This window comes from Luteibacter sp. SVR4-7G (assembly GCF_056755555.1).
The window spans coordinates 33,331-50,223 of sequence record NZ_JBPGXO010000020.1 but is presented as its reverse complement, the minus strand read 5'-3'; the positions used below and the strand labels follow the sequence as shown (position 1 = coordinate 50,223).

Annotated in this window: 13 protein-coding genes; 5 read left to right on the top strand and 8 right to left on the bottom strand. The window is 66.8% G+C overall.

Annotated elements, in window-relative coordinates; all coding sequences use genetic code 11:
• Positions 1-10 precede the first annotated feature (10 nt).
• On the bottom strand, positions 11-1,435 hold the full coding sequence (gene sbcB / locus ACR9ZH_RS09625; protein ID WP_481290544.1) for an exodeoxyribonuclease I: 1,425 nt from the start codon (positions 1,433-1,435) through the stop codon (positions 11-13).
• Positions 1,436-1,544: 109 nt separating this feature from the next.
• On the opposite strand from sbcB, the gene orn reads away from it, so the two are divergent.
• The 4 genes from orn (at position 1,545) to ACR9ZH_RS09605 (ending at position 5,564) form a co-directional block, all read left to right on the top strand.
• Positions 1,545-2,111 (top strand): oligoribonuclease, encoded by a 567-nt coding sequence (gene orn / locus ACR9ZH_RS09620; RefSeq protein ID WP_481290543.1) that lies wholly within the window; start codon positions 1,545-1,547, stop codon positions 2,109-2,111.
• Between the two features lie 4 nt (positions 2,112-2,115).
• The gene (folP, locus tag ACR9ZH_RS09615) at positions 2,116-3,018 is read left to right on the top strand and encodes a dihydropteroate synthase (protein WP_481290542.1); all 903 of its coding nucleotides are present in this window, start codon (positions 2,116-2,118) and stop codon (positions 3,016-3,018) included.
• 188 nt (positions 3,019-3,206) lie between these two features.
• On the top strand, positions 3,207-4,610 hold the full coding sequence (gene glmM / locus ACR9ZH_RS09610) for a phosphoglucosamine mutase (protein ID WP_481290541.1): 1,404 nt from the start codon (positions 3,207-3,209) through the stop codon (positions 4,608-4,610).
• An 18-nt stretch (positions 4,611-4,628) separates the two neighbouring features.
• Positions 4,629-5,564: an isopenicillin N synthase family dioxygenase gene (locus tag ACR9ZH_RS09605; protein WP_481290540.1), complete on the top strand. Its 936-nt coding sequence runs from the start codon at positions 4,629-4,631 to the stop codon at positions 5,562-5,564.
• 189 nt (positions 5,565-5,753) lie between these two features.
• On the opposite strand, the gene ACR9ZH_RS09600 is transcribed toward ACR9ZH_RS09605, so the two are convergent.
• The 5 genes from ACR9ZH_RS09600 to ACR9ZH_RS09580 all read right to left on the bottom strand — a co-directional run bounded on the left by ACR9ZH_RS09600 (position 5,754) and on the right by ACR9ZH_RS09580 (position 11,618).
• A complete protein-coding gene (locus tag ACR9ZH_RS09600; RefSeq protein ID WP_481290539.1) occupies positions 5,754-6,650 on the bottom strand; it encodes a DMT family transporter in 897 nt (298 codons plus the stop codon).
• A 141-nt stretch (positions 6,651-6,791) separates the two neighbouring features.
• The gene (locus tag ACR9ZH_RS09595; protein ID WP_481290538.1) at positions 6,792-8,936 is read right to left on the bottom strand and encodes an AsmA family protein; all 2,145 of its coding nucleotides are present in this window, start codon (positions 8,934-8,936) and stop codon (positions 6,792-6,794) included.
• A gap of 112 nt (positions 8,937-9,048) precedes the next feature.
• On the bottom strand, positions 9,049-9,801 hold the full coding sequence (locus ACR9ZH_RS09590) for a siderophore-interacting protein (protein ID WP_481290537.1): 753 nt from the start codon (positions 9,799-9,801) through the stop codon (positions 9,049-9,051).
• On the bottom strand, positions 9,798-10,400 hold the full coding sequence (locus tag ACR9ZH_RS09585; protein WP_481290536.1) for a PadR family transcriptional regulator: 603 nt from the start codon (positions 10,398-10,400) through the stop codon (positions 9,798-9,800). Before ACR9ZH_RS09585 ends, ACR9ZH_RS09590 begins: the two co-directional genes overlap by 4 nt.
• A gap of 246 nt (positions 10,401-10,646) precedes the next feature.
• Positions 10,647-11,618, bottom strand: coding sequence for a thioredoxin family protein (locus ACR9ZH_RS09580; protein WP_481290535.1), 972 nt, complete (start codon positions 11,616-11,618; stop codon positions 10,647-10,649).
• A gap of 117 nt (positions 11,619-11,735) precedes the next feature.
• On the opposite strand from ACR9ZH_RS09580, the gene ACR9ZH_RS09575 reads away from it, so the two are divergent.
• The gene (locus ACR9ZH_RS09575; RefSeq protein ID WP_481290534.1) at positions 11,736-13,253 is read left to right on the top strand and encodes a fumarate hydratase; all 1,518 of its coding nucleotides are present in this window, start codon (positions 11,736-11,738) and stop codon (positions 13,251-13,253) included.
• Positions 13,254-13,382: 129 nt separating this feature from the next.
• On the opposite strand, the gene ACR9ZH_RS09570 is transcribed toward ACR9ZH_RS09575, so the two are convergent.
• Together ACR9ZH_RS09570 and ACR9ZH_RS09565 are read right to left on the bottom strand one after the other, a co-directional pair.
• Complete coding sequence (locus ACR9ZH_RS09570) at positions 13,383-14,420, bottom strand: acetate/propionate family kinase (protein WP_481290533.1); 1,038 nt, start codon at positions 14,418-14,420, stop codon at positions 13,383-13,385.
• Positions 14,417-16,783: a phosphoketolase family protein gene (locus ACR9ZH_RS09565; RefSeq protein ID WP_481290532.1), complete on the bottom strand. Its 2,367-nt coding sequence runs from the start codon at positions 16,781-16,783 to the stop codon at positions 14,417-14,419. The genes ACR9ZH_RS09570 and ACR9ZH_RS09565 overlap by 4 nt, the downstream gene beginning before the upstream one ends.
• Positions 16,784-16,893 lie beyond the last annotated feature (110 nt).

Here is a 16,893-nt window from a genome sequence, read left to right as displayed (position 1 = left end):
GTCGGAGGTTTCAGCGCAGTTCCCGGCCCCACGCTTCCAGCTCGTCGAGCAGGGCGAAGGGCGAGCCGGGCAAGGCACGCAAGGTGGCGAGTTCGGTGAAGTAGTCGTCCAGGGTGAGCGTGGTCAGCGGGCCGTGGCGGGTCAGACGGTCGACACGAAACGCCTCCCAGCGCGCCTGTTCGTCCAGGCTGAGCGTCTGCGGCCAGTTCCGCGCTCGATAGCGGAACAGCAGTTCCGGATAACGCGGGTCGCGGAAAGGGAATGCGCGGCTGCCCAGCTGTTCTGGCGGTGTGGCGCGCACCTCGGCGAGCAGGCGGCGGTCGGCGTCCGGCAGGAAGCCGCCATAGAGCGCCAGCTCGGGATCTTCCGCAGGCGGCAGGTCGCTCGCATGCCCGTACACGCGGCGCAGCTTCTCGGCCAGCCCGCTGGCGTTGCGCAGCGCTCCCAGGTGGCGTTCCACCGATGCCATGTCCAGTCCGAGCCGTCCATGGTCCAGGTTCTTCAGCACCGACAACGGCGCCAGGGCAGGCGCATGGTTCGCGCGGACGGTGCGCAGCGCGATCCGCTCCACGCCTTCGGGCAGGTCCGCGCGGGAGGTGAAGACACGGTCGGCAACCTCGTCGTCGTCCAGCGCGAGCAGGTCGGACGGGTCCGAGGCGAGGTCGTACACGATGACTTCGCCCGGCCGCGATGGATGCGCCGCGAGAGGGACAATCACGGCGAGGCAGTGGCGGCTGGCCGGATAACGCGATGAGACGTGCACCACGGGCGTCATCGCCGCCACGTCCAGCAGTTCGAACACCCGCTGCTTCCGGCGCAGGGCGAAGTACCAGTCCCACAGCTTCGGCTGCTTCTGCCGGATGAGCCGGGCCAGGCCGATCAGCGCTTCCACGTCCGACAGCGCGTCGTGGGCGCGGTCCTGCTTGAGGCCGTTCGCGGTCGCGAGGTGCTCCAGCTTGAAGCTCGGCGTGCCGTCCTCGCGGGTGGGCCAGACGATGCCTTCCGGGCGTAGCGCCTGGCACATGCGTACCAGGTCGATCAGGTCCCAGCGCGAATTGCCGTTCTCCCACTCGCGGCCATACGGGTCGTAGAAGTTGCGGTAGAGGAGGTGCCGCGTGAATTCGTCGTCGAAGCGCAGTGAGTTGTAGCCGACGGTGCAGGTGCCGGGGAAGGCGATCTGCTCGTGGACGGCGGCGGCGAAGTCGGCTTCCTTCAGGCCCTCGCGCTCGGCGAGTTGTGGGGCGATGCCGGTGACCAGGCAGGCGGCCGGCTGCGGAGGCATGTCCCGTGGCGGCTTGCAGTAGATCATCACGGGCTCGCCGACCACCTCGAGGTTCGTGTCGGTACGGATGCCGGCGAACTGGCTGGGGTGGTCGCGCCGCGGATCGGCGCCGAAGGTCTCGTAGTCGTGCCAGAAGAAGGTCGGTTCGGCCATTCCGGGATGATAGCGCGCCGCTCCAGCGCTCCGTTGGCTTTTCGCCTGGGTAGTCGGCTCCTACAGTTCGTGCTGACGGGGTAGACTTCCGTGACAGAAGGGAGCGCCCATGACCGCCGCGAACGAAGACAACCTCATCTGGATCGACCTGGAAATGACGGGTCTGGATACCGACAACGATTCCATCCTCGAAATCGCCACCATCGTGACGGACAAGGATCTGAACGTGCTCGCCGAGGGGCCGGTCTTCGCCATATCGCACGCGGATGCCCGCCTGCAGCAGATGGACGCCTGGAACCGCAACCAGCACATGCGCTCGGGCCTGTGGGGCCGCGCCGTGGAATCCGACACCTCGCCCGAGCAGGCCGAGGAAGCCACCATCGCCTTCCTGCGCGAATGGGTGCCCGCGGGCAAGTCACCCATGTGCGGCAACTCCATCTGCCAGGACCGCCGCTTCATGCACCGCGAGATGCCGAAGCTGGAGCGTTACTTCCATTACCGGAACCTCGACGTGTCGACCCTCAAGGAGCTCTCCCGGCGCTGGTCGCCGGAGATCGCGCGGGGTTTCGCGAAGGACTCGGCGCATACCGCGCTCTCCGACATCCGCGATTCCATCGACGAACTCCGCTACTACCGCCGTTTCATGGGCGCCATCGGCGGACAGCAGCCGGGTTGAGCGCATGAACTACGATCCCTTCGCCACGGTCCTCGACTGCAACGGACGCGCGCTGTCCCTCGACCGGCCCCGCGTCGTCGGCATCGTGAACGTCACGCCCGATTCCTTCTCGGACGGCGGCAGGCACGCCACCCTCGAGGCCGCGTACGCCCATGCGATGACGCTGGCGGAAGAGGGCGCCGACATGCTTGACGTCGGCGGCGAATCCACGCGTCCGGGAGCGGACGATGTCGCCGCCGAGGAAGAAATCCGCCGTGTCGTGCCGCTGATCGAGCGGCTCGCGGCCGCGACCTCGCTGCCGATTTCGGTGGACACCTCCAAGCCCGAGGTGATGCGCGCCGCCGTCGCCGCGGGCGCGGGCATGATCAACGACGTCCATGCGCTGCGCCGCGAAGGTGCGCTGGATGCCGCCGCCGAGCTGCGCGTGCCGGTCTGCCTCGTGCACATGCAGGGCGAGCCGCGGACGATGCAGGATGCGCCTGACTACGACGACGTGGTCGGCGATGTCCACCGCTTCCTCACCGACCGCCTTTTCGCCTGCGAACTGGCGGGCATCGAGCGGCGCAGGGTCCTGGTCGATCCCGGCTTCGGCTTCGGCAAGACCCTCGAACACAACCTGGCCCTGCTGCGTGCCACCGCACGCTTCGCCGAGCTGGGCGCGGGTGCCTACGTAGGCGTGTCGCGCAAGGGGATGATCGGAACGCTCACCGGCCGCCAGGACCCGGCCGCGCGCGTCCATGGCTCCGTGGCCGCGGCGCTGATCGCCGTGCAGCGGGGCGCGCTGATGGTCCGCGTGCACGACGTGGCGCCCACGATCGACGCACTGGCCGTGTGGGCCGCCGTGAAGGTGGGCGATACCGCCCCGCGCAACGACAAGCCAGCCCCGCCCCGCTGGCCCGACGAGTAGGAGCGCGCCTCGCGCGCGACAGTTTTTGAGGCCGTGCCTTTAAGCTGGCGCGCCAGTTTTGGGGACTGGGCCGAAAAGCCGTCGCGCGCGAGGCGCGCTCCTACACCACTGGCTAGCGCGTCGGGCCTATCGGGCCCGTTCACCGGGCCGGAGTATCATCTGCCGAACCTGCAAGGAACGATAAGACCATGAGCGAACGCAAGTATTTCGGCACAGATGGCATCCGCGGCCATGTCGGGAGCTACCCGATCAGTGCCGATTTCATCCTGCGCCTGGGCCGCGCCGCCGGCGCCGTGCTGGCCCGGAGGCGCGCCGCCGACCTGCGCGGACCGGGCGGCGGTCCAGAGCGTCGCGACCAGAGCCGCAAGGTCACCGTGGTTATCGGCAAGGACACCCGCGTTTCCGGCTACATGTTCGAATCCGCGCTGGAAGCGGGCCTTGTCGCCTCCGGGGCGAACGTGCGCCTGCTCGGCCCGATGCCGACGCCGGGGGTGGCCTACCTCACGCGTTCCCTCCGCGCGGACGCGGGTATCGTCATCAGTGCCTCGCACAATCCGCACCAGGACAACGGCATCAAGTTCTTTTCCAGCCATGGCGAGAAGCTGGACGACGAGCTCGAAGCGGAGATCGAGGCGGAGCTCGAAGCGGAGTTCGCCACGGTGGCCTCCGAGTCGCTGGGCAAGGCCAGCCGCGTGGAAGACGCCGTTACCCGTTACGCGGAGTTCTGCAAGTCCACCGTCGCCGACGATTTCTCGATGGCGGGTATGCGCCTGGTCCTCGACTGCGCTCACGGTGCCACCTACCAGGTCGCGCCGAAGGTCTTCCGCGACCTCGGTGCCGAGGTGTACACCATCGGCACCGAGCCCGATGGCCTGAACATCAACCGCGGCGTCGGGTCGACGGATCCGGGGGCCCTTGCCCGGGCCGTGGTCGAACACGGCGCCGACCTCGGCATCGCCTTCGACGGCGATGGCGACCGTGTCCGCTTGGTGGATCGCGACGGTACGGTCACCGACGGCGACGACATGCTTTACGTGATCGCGCGGCACTGGAAGCGGCGGGCATCGCTGCCCGGTCCGGTGGTCGGCACGCTGATGAGCAACTACGGGCTCCAGCGCGCGCTGAAGCAGCTCGACATCCCGTTCGTGCGCGCCAACGTGGGCGACCGTTACGTGCTGCAGCAGCTCAAGGAATACGGCGGCGTGCTCGGCGGCGAGACCTCCGGCCACGTGCTCTGCCTCGATCGATTCACCACCGGCGACGGCATCGTCGCCGCGCTGGCCCTGCTCGAAGTGCTCGCGGACTCCGGCGAGACCTTCGCCGAGGCCCGTGCCGGCCTGGTCAAGCTCCCGCAGACGATGGTGAACGTGCGTGTGGAAGGCGCCAAGGCGGCACTGGGCACGGACACCGTGCGCCAGGCGCTGGCCGAGGTGGAGGCCGCGCTGGAAGGCCGCGGCCGCGTGGTGCTGCGTGCCTCGGGCACGGAGCCGCTGGTGCGCGTGACCATCGAGGCGGCCGATGCCGCCGAGGTGGAGCGGCTGGCGGGGCAGCTGGCGGACGCCGTAAAATCGGCGGCTCAGGCAGCAGCCTAACCCCGCACGAGACGATGCATGAAGAAGGTTCCCACCCTCGATATCCGCCGCTACGACACCGATCGCGAAGCCTTCGTGGCCGAGCTGGGCGCCGCGTATCGTGAATTCGGCTTCTGCTGCATCAGCGGCCATGGCATCCCCCAGGAGGCCATCGAGGGGGCCTACGACGCGTTCAAGCGCTTCTTCGCGCTGCCGGACGAAGTAAAGCGCAAATACCACGTTCCCGGTGGCGGCGGCGCGCGGGGTTACACGCCTTTCAAGGTGGAAACCGCGAAGGACAGCAAGTTCGCCGATCTCAAGGAATTCTGGCACATCGGCCGCGAGATCCCGCGCGACTCGCGGTTCGCGGACGTGATGCCGCCGAACGTGTGGCCGGAAGAGGTGCCGGATTTCAAGGAGAAGGGCTACGGGATCTACGAGGCGCTGGACCAGCTCGGTGCGCGCGTGCTGCGCGCCCTGGCCCTGCACATCGACCTGCCGGAGCGTTTCTTCGACGACAAGATCGATTCGGGCAACTCCATCCTCCGCCCGATCCATTACCCGCCGATCGAGCAGGCCGACGTGCCGAACGTGCGCGCCGGTGCGCACGAGGACATCAACTTCATCACGCTGCTCGTGGGCGCCAGCGCCGCGGGCCTCGAAGTGCTCACGCGCGAAGGCGAGTGGCTGCCGATCACCACCGAGGGCGACGCCATCGTGGTGAACATCGGCGACATGCTGCAGCGACTGACCAACCACGTGTATCCGTCGACCACGCACCGCGTCACCAACCCGCAGGACGAGAACGCGCGCAAGCCGCGCTATTCGGTGCCGTTCTTCCTGCACCCGAATCCGGATGTGGTACTGGATGTGCTGCCGTCCTGCGTCACCCCGGACAACCCGAAGCGTTATCCGGAGCCGATCACGGCGCACGAGTACCTTCAGGAACGTCTGCGTGAAATCAAGCTGATCTGACGCCCTGTTTGCAGCTTTTTCACCAAGAGGGTCGGAGCATCGACCCTCCAGGTTCCGTTCCCGGAGTCACCCGTGAAAACATTCCGAAGCAAGCGCGGAGGCCGGTCCGCGGCCCAGCGCGCCCGTCGCGCCCGCACGATGCGCGCCCGCGGCAGAGCCTGAGGCGCCCTCATACGCCCGACGGCGGACTCATGGCGCCACGAGATCCGCGGGCTCCGCTTTCTCGCCGCGATGCAGCCATGGATGCGCGAAGACCGCGATGAGGATAATCGCAACGCCCGCATAGAACGTCCACCCGAGCTCACGCTGTTCACCCAATAGCGGGATCGCGAGCACGATCGCATACACCGGTTCCAGGTTCGTCACCATCTGCGTCGCGAAGGCGGAGAGGTGACGCAGCGCCGCCAGCGCCAAGGCAAACGGCAGCAGCGTGCAGCCAAAGGCGAGCAACAGGAGCAGCAGGCCGTCGTGCGTGCCGGGGACGACAAAGGCAGGCGAGGCGAAGAACGGCGCCAGGACGGTGAGGAACAGCGTTCCCGTTCCCAGCTCGACGCAAGTGACCGTCAGCGAGTCCGAACGATCGATCAGCCGTTTGTTGAGTGCACTGAAGAAGGCGACGAAGATGGCCGAGAGCACGCCCACCGCGAGGCCCAGGCGCATGTCGCCGGGCAGGCCGCCGGCGACCAGCGCCACCCCCGGCACCACGGCAGCGCCGATCATCAGTTCACGCGGGTCGAAGCGCCGCCCGGCCACCCAGGGTTCCACGATCGCGAGGAAGGCGGGACACAGGGCGATGCACGTCGCCGCCACCGAGGCGTTCGCCAGCTTGATCGCGCCGTAGAAGGTGAGCCAGTGCAGCGCCACGATCACGCCGATACCCGCATAGGAAAGCAGCAGGCGCGGCGGCATCGCGCGCAGCCCCCGCCATACGCGCGGCACGCAGAGCAGCGCGCCGGAAACCAGCAGCATGCGCCACCACACCAGCGGCAGCGCAGGCAGCTGGATCAGTTTTCCGAGGATGGCGGTAAAGCCCCAGAGCAGGACGCAGAAGTGGATCTGGAAGTGAGCTTTGCGGGAAGGCGACATGCCGCGAAGCTTGCCTGAACCCGCAGCGCTTTTGTAGGAGCGCGCCTCGCGCGCGACATGTCTTGAGGCCGTGCCCTGGAGCTGGCGCGTGAAATCGGGGACTGCGGCGAAAAGCCGTCGCGCGCAAGGCGCGCTCCTACATTATCCGCGGCTTCCTGCGGGTGGGGCTTTGGGCGGATTCCTGCGCAGGTCTTCTAGCAACGGCTGACATTGCGTGGCGTCGGCCTTGCCGCTTTCCGGCACGGCCAATGGCGCCAGGGCCGCGATGGGTGCGGCGAACACGGCCAGCGCCAGCGCACCGCCGCCGCGCAGGATCAGCGGGCCGGCATGCACGCCCACCGAGGGGTCCTTCATCGTCCCGTGCACGTACAACGGCGAACGCAGGGAGAACAGGCGGAAGCCCTTCGTGTGCGGGACGATGTCGAGGTTGAGCTTCTCGCTGCGGAAGTCGATGTTGCCATTGACGTTGATCAGCGCTTTCTCCGTGTCGAAAGCGAACAGCTTCGAATCCATGACCCCCTGGGTGACCACCAGGTCGGCGGCCATGCAGTTGATCTTCACCACCTCGTCGCCGAACAGCTTGTTCACCGCATAGCTGCCCACGTTGAGGCCGGCCAGTTCGAGCAGCGAACTGCTGATCGCGCCGTCATTGATGAGCAGCTTCACTTCGCCGTTGGAACTGCCCAGCAGCGCGGCCGGCGAATTGCCGGTGGCAGTCAGCGAGGCGTCGCCGTTGAGTTCGCCGAAGCTCGTCTGCATCGGTGCGAAGGTGGGGAACAGCTCCTTCAGTTTCAGGTGGCGAGCACCGAGGTTGAAGCTGCCCTTCATCGGGGTATTCGAACCGTCCAGGTGGATATTGCTGCCCACCGTGCCGCCGGCCACGCCGAACCGCAACGGGTCGAGCGTGAGCACGCCGTCCTTCAGGATGAGGTGGGTGGACAGGTTGTCGATCGGCAGGCGCTCGCCGTGAACGATCTTCACGCCGGTAAAGCGCACGTCGGCATCCATGGCCTTCCATCGATCGGTCTTGAACGGCTCAACTGGCAGCACCTTGTCCGCTGGCTGCTTCGTGACGTCGCCGCGCTCGGCCTTCTCTTCGTTCGACCCGCCGCCCACAAGGGGCGCGAGGTCGCTGAAAAGCAGCTGGTTCGACTTCAAGGTGCCGGAGAGGCTGGGACGCTGGCCGCGCGTATCGTAAACCAGGCTGCCCCCGAGATCGCTTCCGCCCACGCGGCCGGTGAAGTTCTCGTAGGTGTAGACGCTGGCACCTGTCTTGAGGTTGGCCTTGAGATGCCCCTCGGTGGCGAAAGGCGGGGTATCCGGAAGAGTGATGCCGGTGAGGTCGTATAGGTGCGACATGCTCGTGCCGGAAAACCAGAGGCGCACGTCCAGCGCGCCCATGTTGACCGGATCGGTGAGCGTGCCGACGAAGGCGATATGCGTGTCGCCGAAGCGGGCGTCTGCCTGCACGGGGAAGGGGCGATCCGCGTCGCGCAGTGCCAGCACGCCACCCGTACGGGCCTTGGCCGAAACGCTTGATTTCTTGTATGTGCCCTTGGCGTCCCAGGCGAAGTAATAGACCTGCTTCTTCTTGGTCTCGTCCTGGCGATCCTTTTCGTCCGCACCGCTTTTTGCCATGGCCTTCGCGCTGGCGCCGGTGATCTTCTTCGCCTGCGCGCGGGCGTCCTTCTCCTGTTCCGCCATGATCTGGTCGAAGGGAATGCCCTTGCCCAGCGGCGTCACGTCGATGCCCATGACCAGCTGGTTCGTGGCATCGGAGAAATCGATATGGCCCTTATCGAAGGCGATGGCGTCGAGTTCGAGCTGCCATTCCGACGGGCCGGTGCTTTCCGGTAGCTTGAAGGTCCAGGTGTTATCGCCGTTCTTCTGCCGTTGCAGGGCGATGCGCGGCTGGCCCAGGCGGATCTCCGGCACCACGATGCGGTGGACGATCAGCGGAAACGGCGAGAGCCGGAACTGGATCGAATCCAGCGTCGCGAACTGTTTGTCCATCGCCCAGCCCGGATTGGCCACGGTGATATCGCGCGCCGTGAAATGCGGCCAGGGCATGAGGCTTGCGGCTCCGCCTTCTCCCGGCTCGCGGGACCAGTGCGCGGAGAGGTCGCCGTTGATGGCGAAAGGCCTCCCGATGGCCGCCGACACTTTCTCGTTGATGGTGGGCTTCAGCCGGTTCCAGTCGAAGAAGGCGATGAACAGTATGACCGCCACGATCAGCAGGACCACGATGCCGAGAACCCAAGCCAGTATTTTCCTGCCGCGCCGCATCGTGCCGCCTCCCTCCCAATACTCGTCTAGGGGTACCTTGCTGGCCGCCAAGGTTATGTGTTCGTCGAGCGGCTCGCATTAAGGGAAGTTCAGCTTTCGCGAGCCAAGGTTCCTAATCTGCCTGCCAGTAGCCGGTGGCTTTGACCCGGTCCTTGTCCACGCCGCGTTGTTCCACCAGCAGCGAACGTAGCGTGCGGGCGCGCTTCGATTCGAGCGCGACCCACCAGAATGTGTCGCCGTCGGGAATCGGCAGCGAAGCCAAGGTCTCGTCGAGGCCGGGCGACTCGCCCGCCGCGAACCAGCGTACGTCGCGTGGCAAGGCCTGGCGCTCGGGATAGGAATCGACCTCGACCAGGACCGTGACTTCGCGGTCCGCCGGCATCTCTTCCAACCAGCGCCCGATGGCGGGAAGCGCCGTGGCGTCGCCTACGAGCACGTAGTGATCGTAATCGTCCGGCACGATCATCGAACCGCGGGGCCCGCCGACGCCGAGCCTGTCGCCCACCTTCACGTTCTCGGCCCAGGTCGAAGCCGGCCCCTCCCCATGCAGGACGAAGTCGATGTCCAGCTCGTTGAGGGCGGCGTCGTGGCGGCGCGGTGTGTAGTCACGCGACGGCGAAGGCTCCACGCCTTCCGGATAGACGGGGCCTTCCGGTCCCAGCGTCGGCAGGTTCAGCGCGCCGCCGGCGACGGGAAAGAACAGCTTCACGTGGTCGTCCGGCGAGGCGGATGTGAAACCCTCCAGTTCCACACCGGTGAGCGTCACGCGGACCATGTGCGGCGTGAGCTGCCGCACGCGGGAAACCTCCAGCCGGCGCATCTTCAACGCATGACGCACGCGCACGATGGCATGGCGCTCGCTCATCCCTGGCGCTCCGCGACGGCCCGGGCGGTGGCTTCGATCAGCTTCGCGACGCGACGGACTTCGGCGTCGTCCCAACCCTTGTGGTGGTTCATGAGTTGGTGCTTCAGCGCGTGCATGGCCTCGCGGATGGGATTGGGCACGCTCATCCGGCGCATGTGCCGGGACATCACCTGGAGGCGCTCCGTGAGTGCTTCGAGGCTGTCGCGGTTTTCGGCAAGGAAGGCGCGGCCGGCGTCGGTGATGGCATACAGCTTCTTGCCGCCGGTTTCGGCCTCGACCCGGGCGTAGCCCAGTTCCTCGAGCATGGTCAGGGTGGGGTAGATGGCGCCAGGGCTCGGGCTGTACTGGCCGTCGAACATCTCCTCGATGGTCCGGATCAGCTCGTAACCGTGGCGCGGCTGCTCCTCGATCAGGGCCAGCAGGAGCAGCCGCAGGTCGCCGGTGCCGAACATGCGACCACCGAAGCGGCCGCCGCCCCGGCCCCCGCGCATGCCTTCACGGTCGTCGAAGCCGAACGGGCCGCCGCCGAAGCGGCCGCCGCGGCCCATGGCCTGCATGTGTTCGTGGAAGCGATGGCGGGCATGGTGGAAGAAGTGCATGGGTGCTCTCCGATATATCGTACGTAGTGGTCGTACGATATATCTTAAGAAACACTCTTACAAGCCCCGGGGGTGTAGGAGCGCGCTTGCGCGCGACAGCTTTTCGCGAGAAGCGACAGGCCCTGCTGCTCTCGGCCTCAAAAGATGTCGCGCGCAGGCGCGCTCCTACAGGGCCACGCCGCGGGAACGCAGGGCCAGCCGCGCGAGAGCAGGGCCCGGCCGCGGGAGAGATGTCCGGCGACGGCCCTAGCCGAAAGTGAAGGTAAACGCGTGGAAGTTGGCCTTCGGCACGCGGATCGTCAGGACGTGGTCCTTGTAGTCCTGGCCGCTGTACAGCGTGTAGAGCATCGATTTCTGCACGGCTACCGGGGCCAGCGGCTTTCCATCGAGGAGCACCTCGACCGTCACCGGGTCGTTCGCGCTGGCGACCATGTGCACCTTCTTTGCCTTGAAGTGCAGGCGGATTTCGCCGTTCGGACCGACCAGGCTGGCGTTCTGGCGGCCGATTTCCCAGCGGCCCACGAGGGCGAAACGGTTGAGATCGAGGCGCGAGGGGGCGGTGAAGTCGCGCGTGCCGTCGCCGTCGCCTTCCGGGCTGGCGTTGTTCTGGCTGCGGTCGCTGCCGAAGTACATCTCCGGGGAGCCCAGCTGGGTGAAGTCCGGGGCGTCCTTGTCCGCCTCCGCGCTGGCATCGGTGAGCCGCGGCAGGCCTAGCAGGGTGCGGATCGCGTTCTCCATCTCCATGTAGTTGCCCTCGCCGAAGTGGTGGGCGATGACGTTGCCGCGCTGGTCCACCAGGTATTCCGCCGGCCAGTACTGGTTGTCCCACGCATCCCAGGTGGCCAGGTCGTTGTCCTGGGCCACCGGATAGTGGATGCCGTAGCGCGCGATGGCGTCGCGCACGTTGCCTTCCTGCTTTTCGAAGGGGAATTCCGGCGAGTGCACGCCGACCACCACCAGCCCCTTGTCTTTGTACTGGTCGTACCAGCGGGTGACGTGGGGCAGGGTGCGCAGGCAGTTGATGCAGGAATAGGCCCAGAAGTCGATCAGCACCACCTTGCCGCGCAGCTGGCGCATGGTGAGCGGCTTGGAGTTCTGCCACGCGGCGATGCCGGCGAACTCCGGGGCGGTCTGGGCGGCGGCGGCCGGAAGGGCCAGTCCCAGCGCCGCGATGGCGAGGCCGCAGGCAAGGAGGACGTCGCGGAAGCGGTGGCGCATGGAAAACTCCGTGTTCTCGGGATACCGGGAGAAGACCGGTGGTGGCCCCGGCACCTTACACCGGCCCGGTGCGCTAAAATTGGCGTTTGCCAGCCTCGCGAGCCAGCCGTAAGCGCCATGACCTCGATCAAGCAGGACGACCTCATCACCAGCGTCGCCGACGCCCTCCAGTACATCTCGTACTACCACCCGGTGGACTACATCCGGAACCTCTCCGCCGCGTACGAGCGCGAAGAGTCCCCGGCGGCGAAGGACGCCATCGCGCAGATCCTCATCAACTCGCGCATGTGTGCCGAGGGGCACCGCCCGATCTGCCAGGACACCGGCATTGTCACCGTGTTCCTCAAGGTCGGCATGAACGTGCGCTGGGATGATGCCACGATGGGCGTCGAGGACATGGTGAACGAGGGCGTTCGTCGCGCCTATAACCATCCGGACAACAAGCTGCGCGCTTCGGTACTCGCCGATCCGGCGGGCAAGCGCATGAACACGCGCGACAACACGCCCGCGGTGGTCAACGTGTCGATCGTGCCGGGCGACAAGGTGGACGTGATCGTCGCCGCCAAGGGCGGCGGGTCGGAGGCGAAGTCCAAGTTCGCCATGCTCAATCCGTCCGATTCGATCGTGGACTGGGTGCTGAAGACCGTGCCGACCATGGGCGCCGGCTGGTGTCCGCCGGGCATGCTCGGCATCGGCATCGGAGGTACTGCCGAGAAGGCCATGCTGCTGGCGAAGGAAGCGCTGATGGAGCCGATCGACATCGTCGACCTCATCGCGCGTGGCCCGTCGAACCGTGCCGAAGAGCTGCGTCTGGAGCTGTACGGGAAGGTCAACGCGCTGGGCATCGGCGCGCAGGGTCTCGGCGGCCTCACCACGGTGCTCGACATCAAGATCAAGGATTACCCGACGCACGCGGCCAATCTTCCCGTGGCGATGATCCCGAACTGTGCCGCCACGCGCCATGCGCACTTCGTGCTCGACGGCTCGGGCCCGGTCGCGCTCGACCCGCCGTCGCTGGAAGACTGGCCGAAGCTCACCTACGACGCCTCGAAGGGCCGCCGGGTGAACCTCGACACCATCACCCGCGAGGAAGTGCAGGGCTGGAAGCCGGGCGAGACCATCCTGCTCAACGGCAAGCTGCTCACGGGCCGCGACGCCGCGCACAAGCGCATGATCGACATGCTCAACCGCGGCGAGACGTTGCCGGTCGATTTCACCAACCGCTTCATCTATTACGTGGGTCCGGTCGATCCGGTGCGCGACGAGGTGGTCGGTCCCGCCGGCCCGACCACTGCGACGCGCATGGACAAGTTCACCCGGCAGATGCTCGAGTCCACCGGACTGCTCGGCATGGTGGGCAAGTCCGAACGCGGTCCCGCGGCCATCGAGGCCATCCGTGACAACAAGGCCGTGTACCTGATGGCCGTGGGCGGTTCGGCCTACCTCGTGTCGAAGGCGATCAAGGCCTCGCGAGTGCTCGCGTTCGAGGACCTGGGCATGGAAGCCATCTACGAGTTCGAGGTGAAGGACATGCCGGTGACGGTGGCGGTGGACAGCGCCGGTACCTCGGTGCACGAGACGGGGCCGAAGGAGTGGCAGTCGAAGATCGGGAAGATCCCGGTGGTGGTCGTCTGATTTCCTGTCGACCCGTCTATACATAGCGCAGCGCCCTCGGTAGGAGCGCGCCTTGCGCGCGACGGCTTTTCGCGAACGAGCAGCAGGGCCTGAGCTTTTCGCGAAAAACTGTCGCGCGCAGGCGCGCTCCTACGGGGAGCTTGCGAGGCGCCAGGTGTGCCTCGCGATCTGCGCATCTTCTTCGGTGGGGATGACGCGGACCTCGAACGATCCGAGCCAGCGCAGTCCATCGGCGATCGCCCCGCGCGTCGCCGCATCGTTCTCGCCGATGCCGCCGGTGAACACCAGCAGGTCGATGCCACCCAGCGACGCTGCCATGGCCGCCACGTGCTTCCGCGCCACGTGAGCGAACACATCCAGCGCCAGGCGCGAGGCCTCGTTCCCCATCTCGTGCAGTTTGCGCACGTCGCTGGTGCCGCCGGACAGTCCCTTCAGGCCGGACTCGCGATCCACCAGCGACTCCAGCCGCTTCGCGTCGTAGCCGCGCTCGCGCATCAGGTACAACAGCACGCCGGGGTCCAGGTCGCCCGGCCGCGTTCCCATCACGATGCCGCCGGTGGGCGTCAGGCCCATGGTCGTGTCCACCGATGCGCCACGGCGCACCGCGCACAGGCTGGCGCCGTTACCGAGGTGCGCGATGACGACACGCTCCGGTATGCCATCGCCCAGCTGGCGCACGATGGACTCATACGACAGCCCATGGAAACCGTAGCGCTCGATGCCACCCTCGCGCAGGTCCGCAGGCAGGGGCAGCGTCTTCGCCACCGTGGGCATGGTGGCGTGGAATGCGGTGTCGAAGCAGGCCACCTGCGGTACACCGGGAAAAGCCTCCTGCGCGCGCTTCACCATCGCGAGGGCGTTCGGCACATGTAACGGCGCGAACGCCCTGGCTTCCTCCAGGTGCGCCATCAGCGCATCGTCGATGCGCGCGTGCTCGCGCACGTTCGGTCCGCCGTGCACGATGCGGTGGCCGACGGCGTCGGGCATCGGCAGCGATCGCCTGCGCAGCGCGTCCAGCACGCTGGCGACCGGATCGGCAGCGCCGCCGGCGCCTTCCGCCTGCGCGGCCAGCAGTTCCTCGCAAGCATCGCCTTGCATGCGGTACAGGCCGTATTTCAGCGACGAGGATCCCGCATTGAGCGCCAGGACGTGCCCGGATGCGCTCATGCGCCTTCCTCGGCCTTCCACTGCCAGTTGAGCACGTCGGGCAGATCCTGGCCATGCTCGCTCACGTACAGCTTGTGCCGCTCGATGTCGGCCCAATAGCGCTGGGCCGCCTTTTCGCGTTCGCCCGCGAAACGCGGGATGCGGTTGATCGCGTCCAGCGCCAGCTGGAAGCGGTCCATGTTGTTGAGCACCATCATGTCCAGCGCCGTGGTGGTCGTGCCTTCCTCCTTGTAGCCGCGCACGTGGATGTTGTCGTGGTTGCGGCGGCGATAGGTGAGCTTGTGGACAATGCCGGGATAGCCGTGGAAGGCGAAGATCACCGGCCGGTCCCGGGTGAACAGGTCGTCGAAACGTTCGTCGTCCATGCCGTGCGGATGTTCCTCCGGCGGCTCCAGCGCCATGAGGTCCACCACGTTGACGACGCGGATGCGGATGTCCGGCACGTACTCGCGTAGCAGCATCACCGCCGCCAGCGTTTCCACCGTCGGCGCATCGCCGGCGCAGGCCATTACCACGTCGGGGTCGTCGCCGCCGCGTCCCGCCCATTCCCAGATGCCGGCACCGGCCGCGCAATGGCGCACGGCGCTCTCCATGTCCAGCCACTGCCAGTCCGGTTGCTTGCCGGCGACGATCACGTTCACGTAGTGGCGGCTGCGCAGGCAGTGGTCGGTCACGGAGAGCAGGCAGTTGGCGTCCGGCGGCAGGTAGATGCGCACGATCTCGGATTTCTTGTTGGCCACGTGGTCGATGAAGCCCGGATCCTGGTGCGAGAAGCCGTTGTGGTCCTGGTGCCACACGTGGGAACTCAGCAGGTAATTGAGCGAGGCTAGGGGCGGGCGCCACGACATCTTTCTCGTCGTTTTCAGCCACTTGGCGTGCTGATTGAACATCGAATCGATGATGTGGATGAAGGCCTCGTAGCAGGAGAAAAAGCCGTGGCGGCCGGTAAGGAGGTACCCCTCCAGCCAGCCCTGGCACTGGTGCTCGCTCAGCACTTCCATGACCCGCCCGGCGGGGGAAAGGTCCTCGTCCACCGCTTCGGTCGCGGCGAGCCAGGTCTTCCCGCTGGCCTCGTACACCGCTTCCAGCCGGTTCGAGGCCGTCTCGTCGGGGCCGAACAGACGGAAGTTCTCCATGTTCCGCCGCATCACCTCGCGCAGGAAGCGTCCCAGCACGCGGGTGGCCTCGGCCTTGTGGTCGCCCGGCGTCTTCACCGCCTCGGCGAAGTCGCGGTAATGCGGCATGTGCAGTGGCGTGAGCAGCTGGCCGCCGTTCGCGTGCGGGTTCATGCCCATGCGGCGGCGCCCCTTCGGTGCGAGCGAGGCGAATTCCTCGCGGAACTTGCCTTCCTCGTCGAAGAGCTCCTCCGGCTCGTAGCTCTTCATCCAGCGCTCGAGGATGGCCACGTGTTCGTCATTCTCGAATTTCGCGATGGGCACCTGGTGCGCGCGCCAGGTGCCTTCCACCGGTTTGCCGTCCACTTCCTTCGGGCCGGTCCACCCCTTGGGGCTGCGCAGCACGATCATCGGCCAGCGCGGCCGCTTTGCGTTTTCGGCGCTGCCCGTGCGCGCGGTCTGCTGGATACGGGCGATGTCGTCCAGGCAGCGGTCGAGCGCGGCGGCGAAGGCCTGGTGCATCAGCTCGAACTCGTGGCCTTCCACGAAATGCGGCTCGTAGCCGTAACCGCGCATGAGCTCGCGCAGTTCGTCCGGCTCGATGCGGGCGAGGACCGTCGGATTGGCGATCTTGAAACCGTTGAGGTGCAGAATCGGCAGTACCGCGCCGTCGCGTTCGGGGTTGAGGAACTTGTTCGAGTGCCAGCTGGTGGCGAGTGCGCCGGTTTCGGCTTCGCCATCGCCGACGACGCAGGCCACGATGAGGTCGGGATTGTCGAAGGCCGCCCCAAAGGCGTGCGACAGCGAATAGCCGAGCTCGCCGCCTTCATGGATGGAGCCGGGCGTTTCCGGCGCCACGTGGCTGGGGATGCCGTACGGCCACGAAAACTGGCGGAACAGTTCGCGCATGCCTGCGGCACTGCGGTCGATGTGCGGATAGATCTCGGTGTACGAGCCTTCCAGGTACGTGTGCGCCACGACGCCGGGCCCGCCGTGGCCCGGACCCATCACGTAGATCATGTCGAGGTCGCGCTCGACGATCGCGCGGTTGAGGTGGGTGTAGATGAAGTTCAGGCCGGTCGTCGTACCCCAGTGGCCCAACAGGCGGTGCTTGATGTGCTCCCTGCGCAGCTGCTCCTTGAGCAAGGGATTGTCGCGCAGGTAGATCTGGCCGACGGTGAGGTAATTCGCGGCGCGCCAGTAGGCGTGCATGCGGCGCAGGAGATCGGGCGCGAGCGTCTCGGTCATGCGGGCGGTCCAGGCGAAGGATTCGCCCTTCAGGTTAGGACCTGGCATGCCCGGCCGGCGTGAAAGAAAAGCGCTTTGTTTGTGCGGAGTGCGCTGGGGTGGACGCTTGC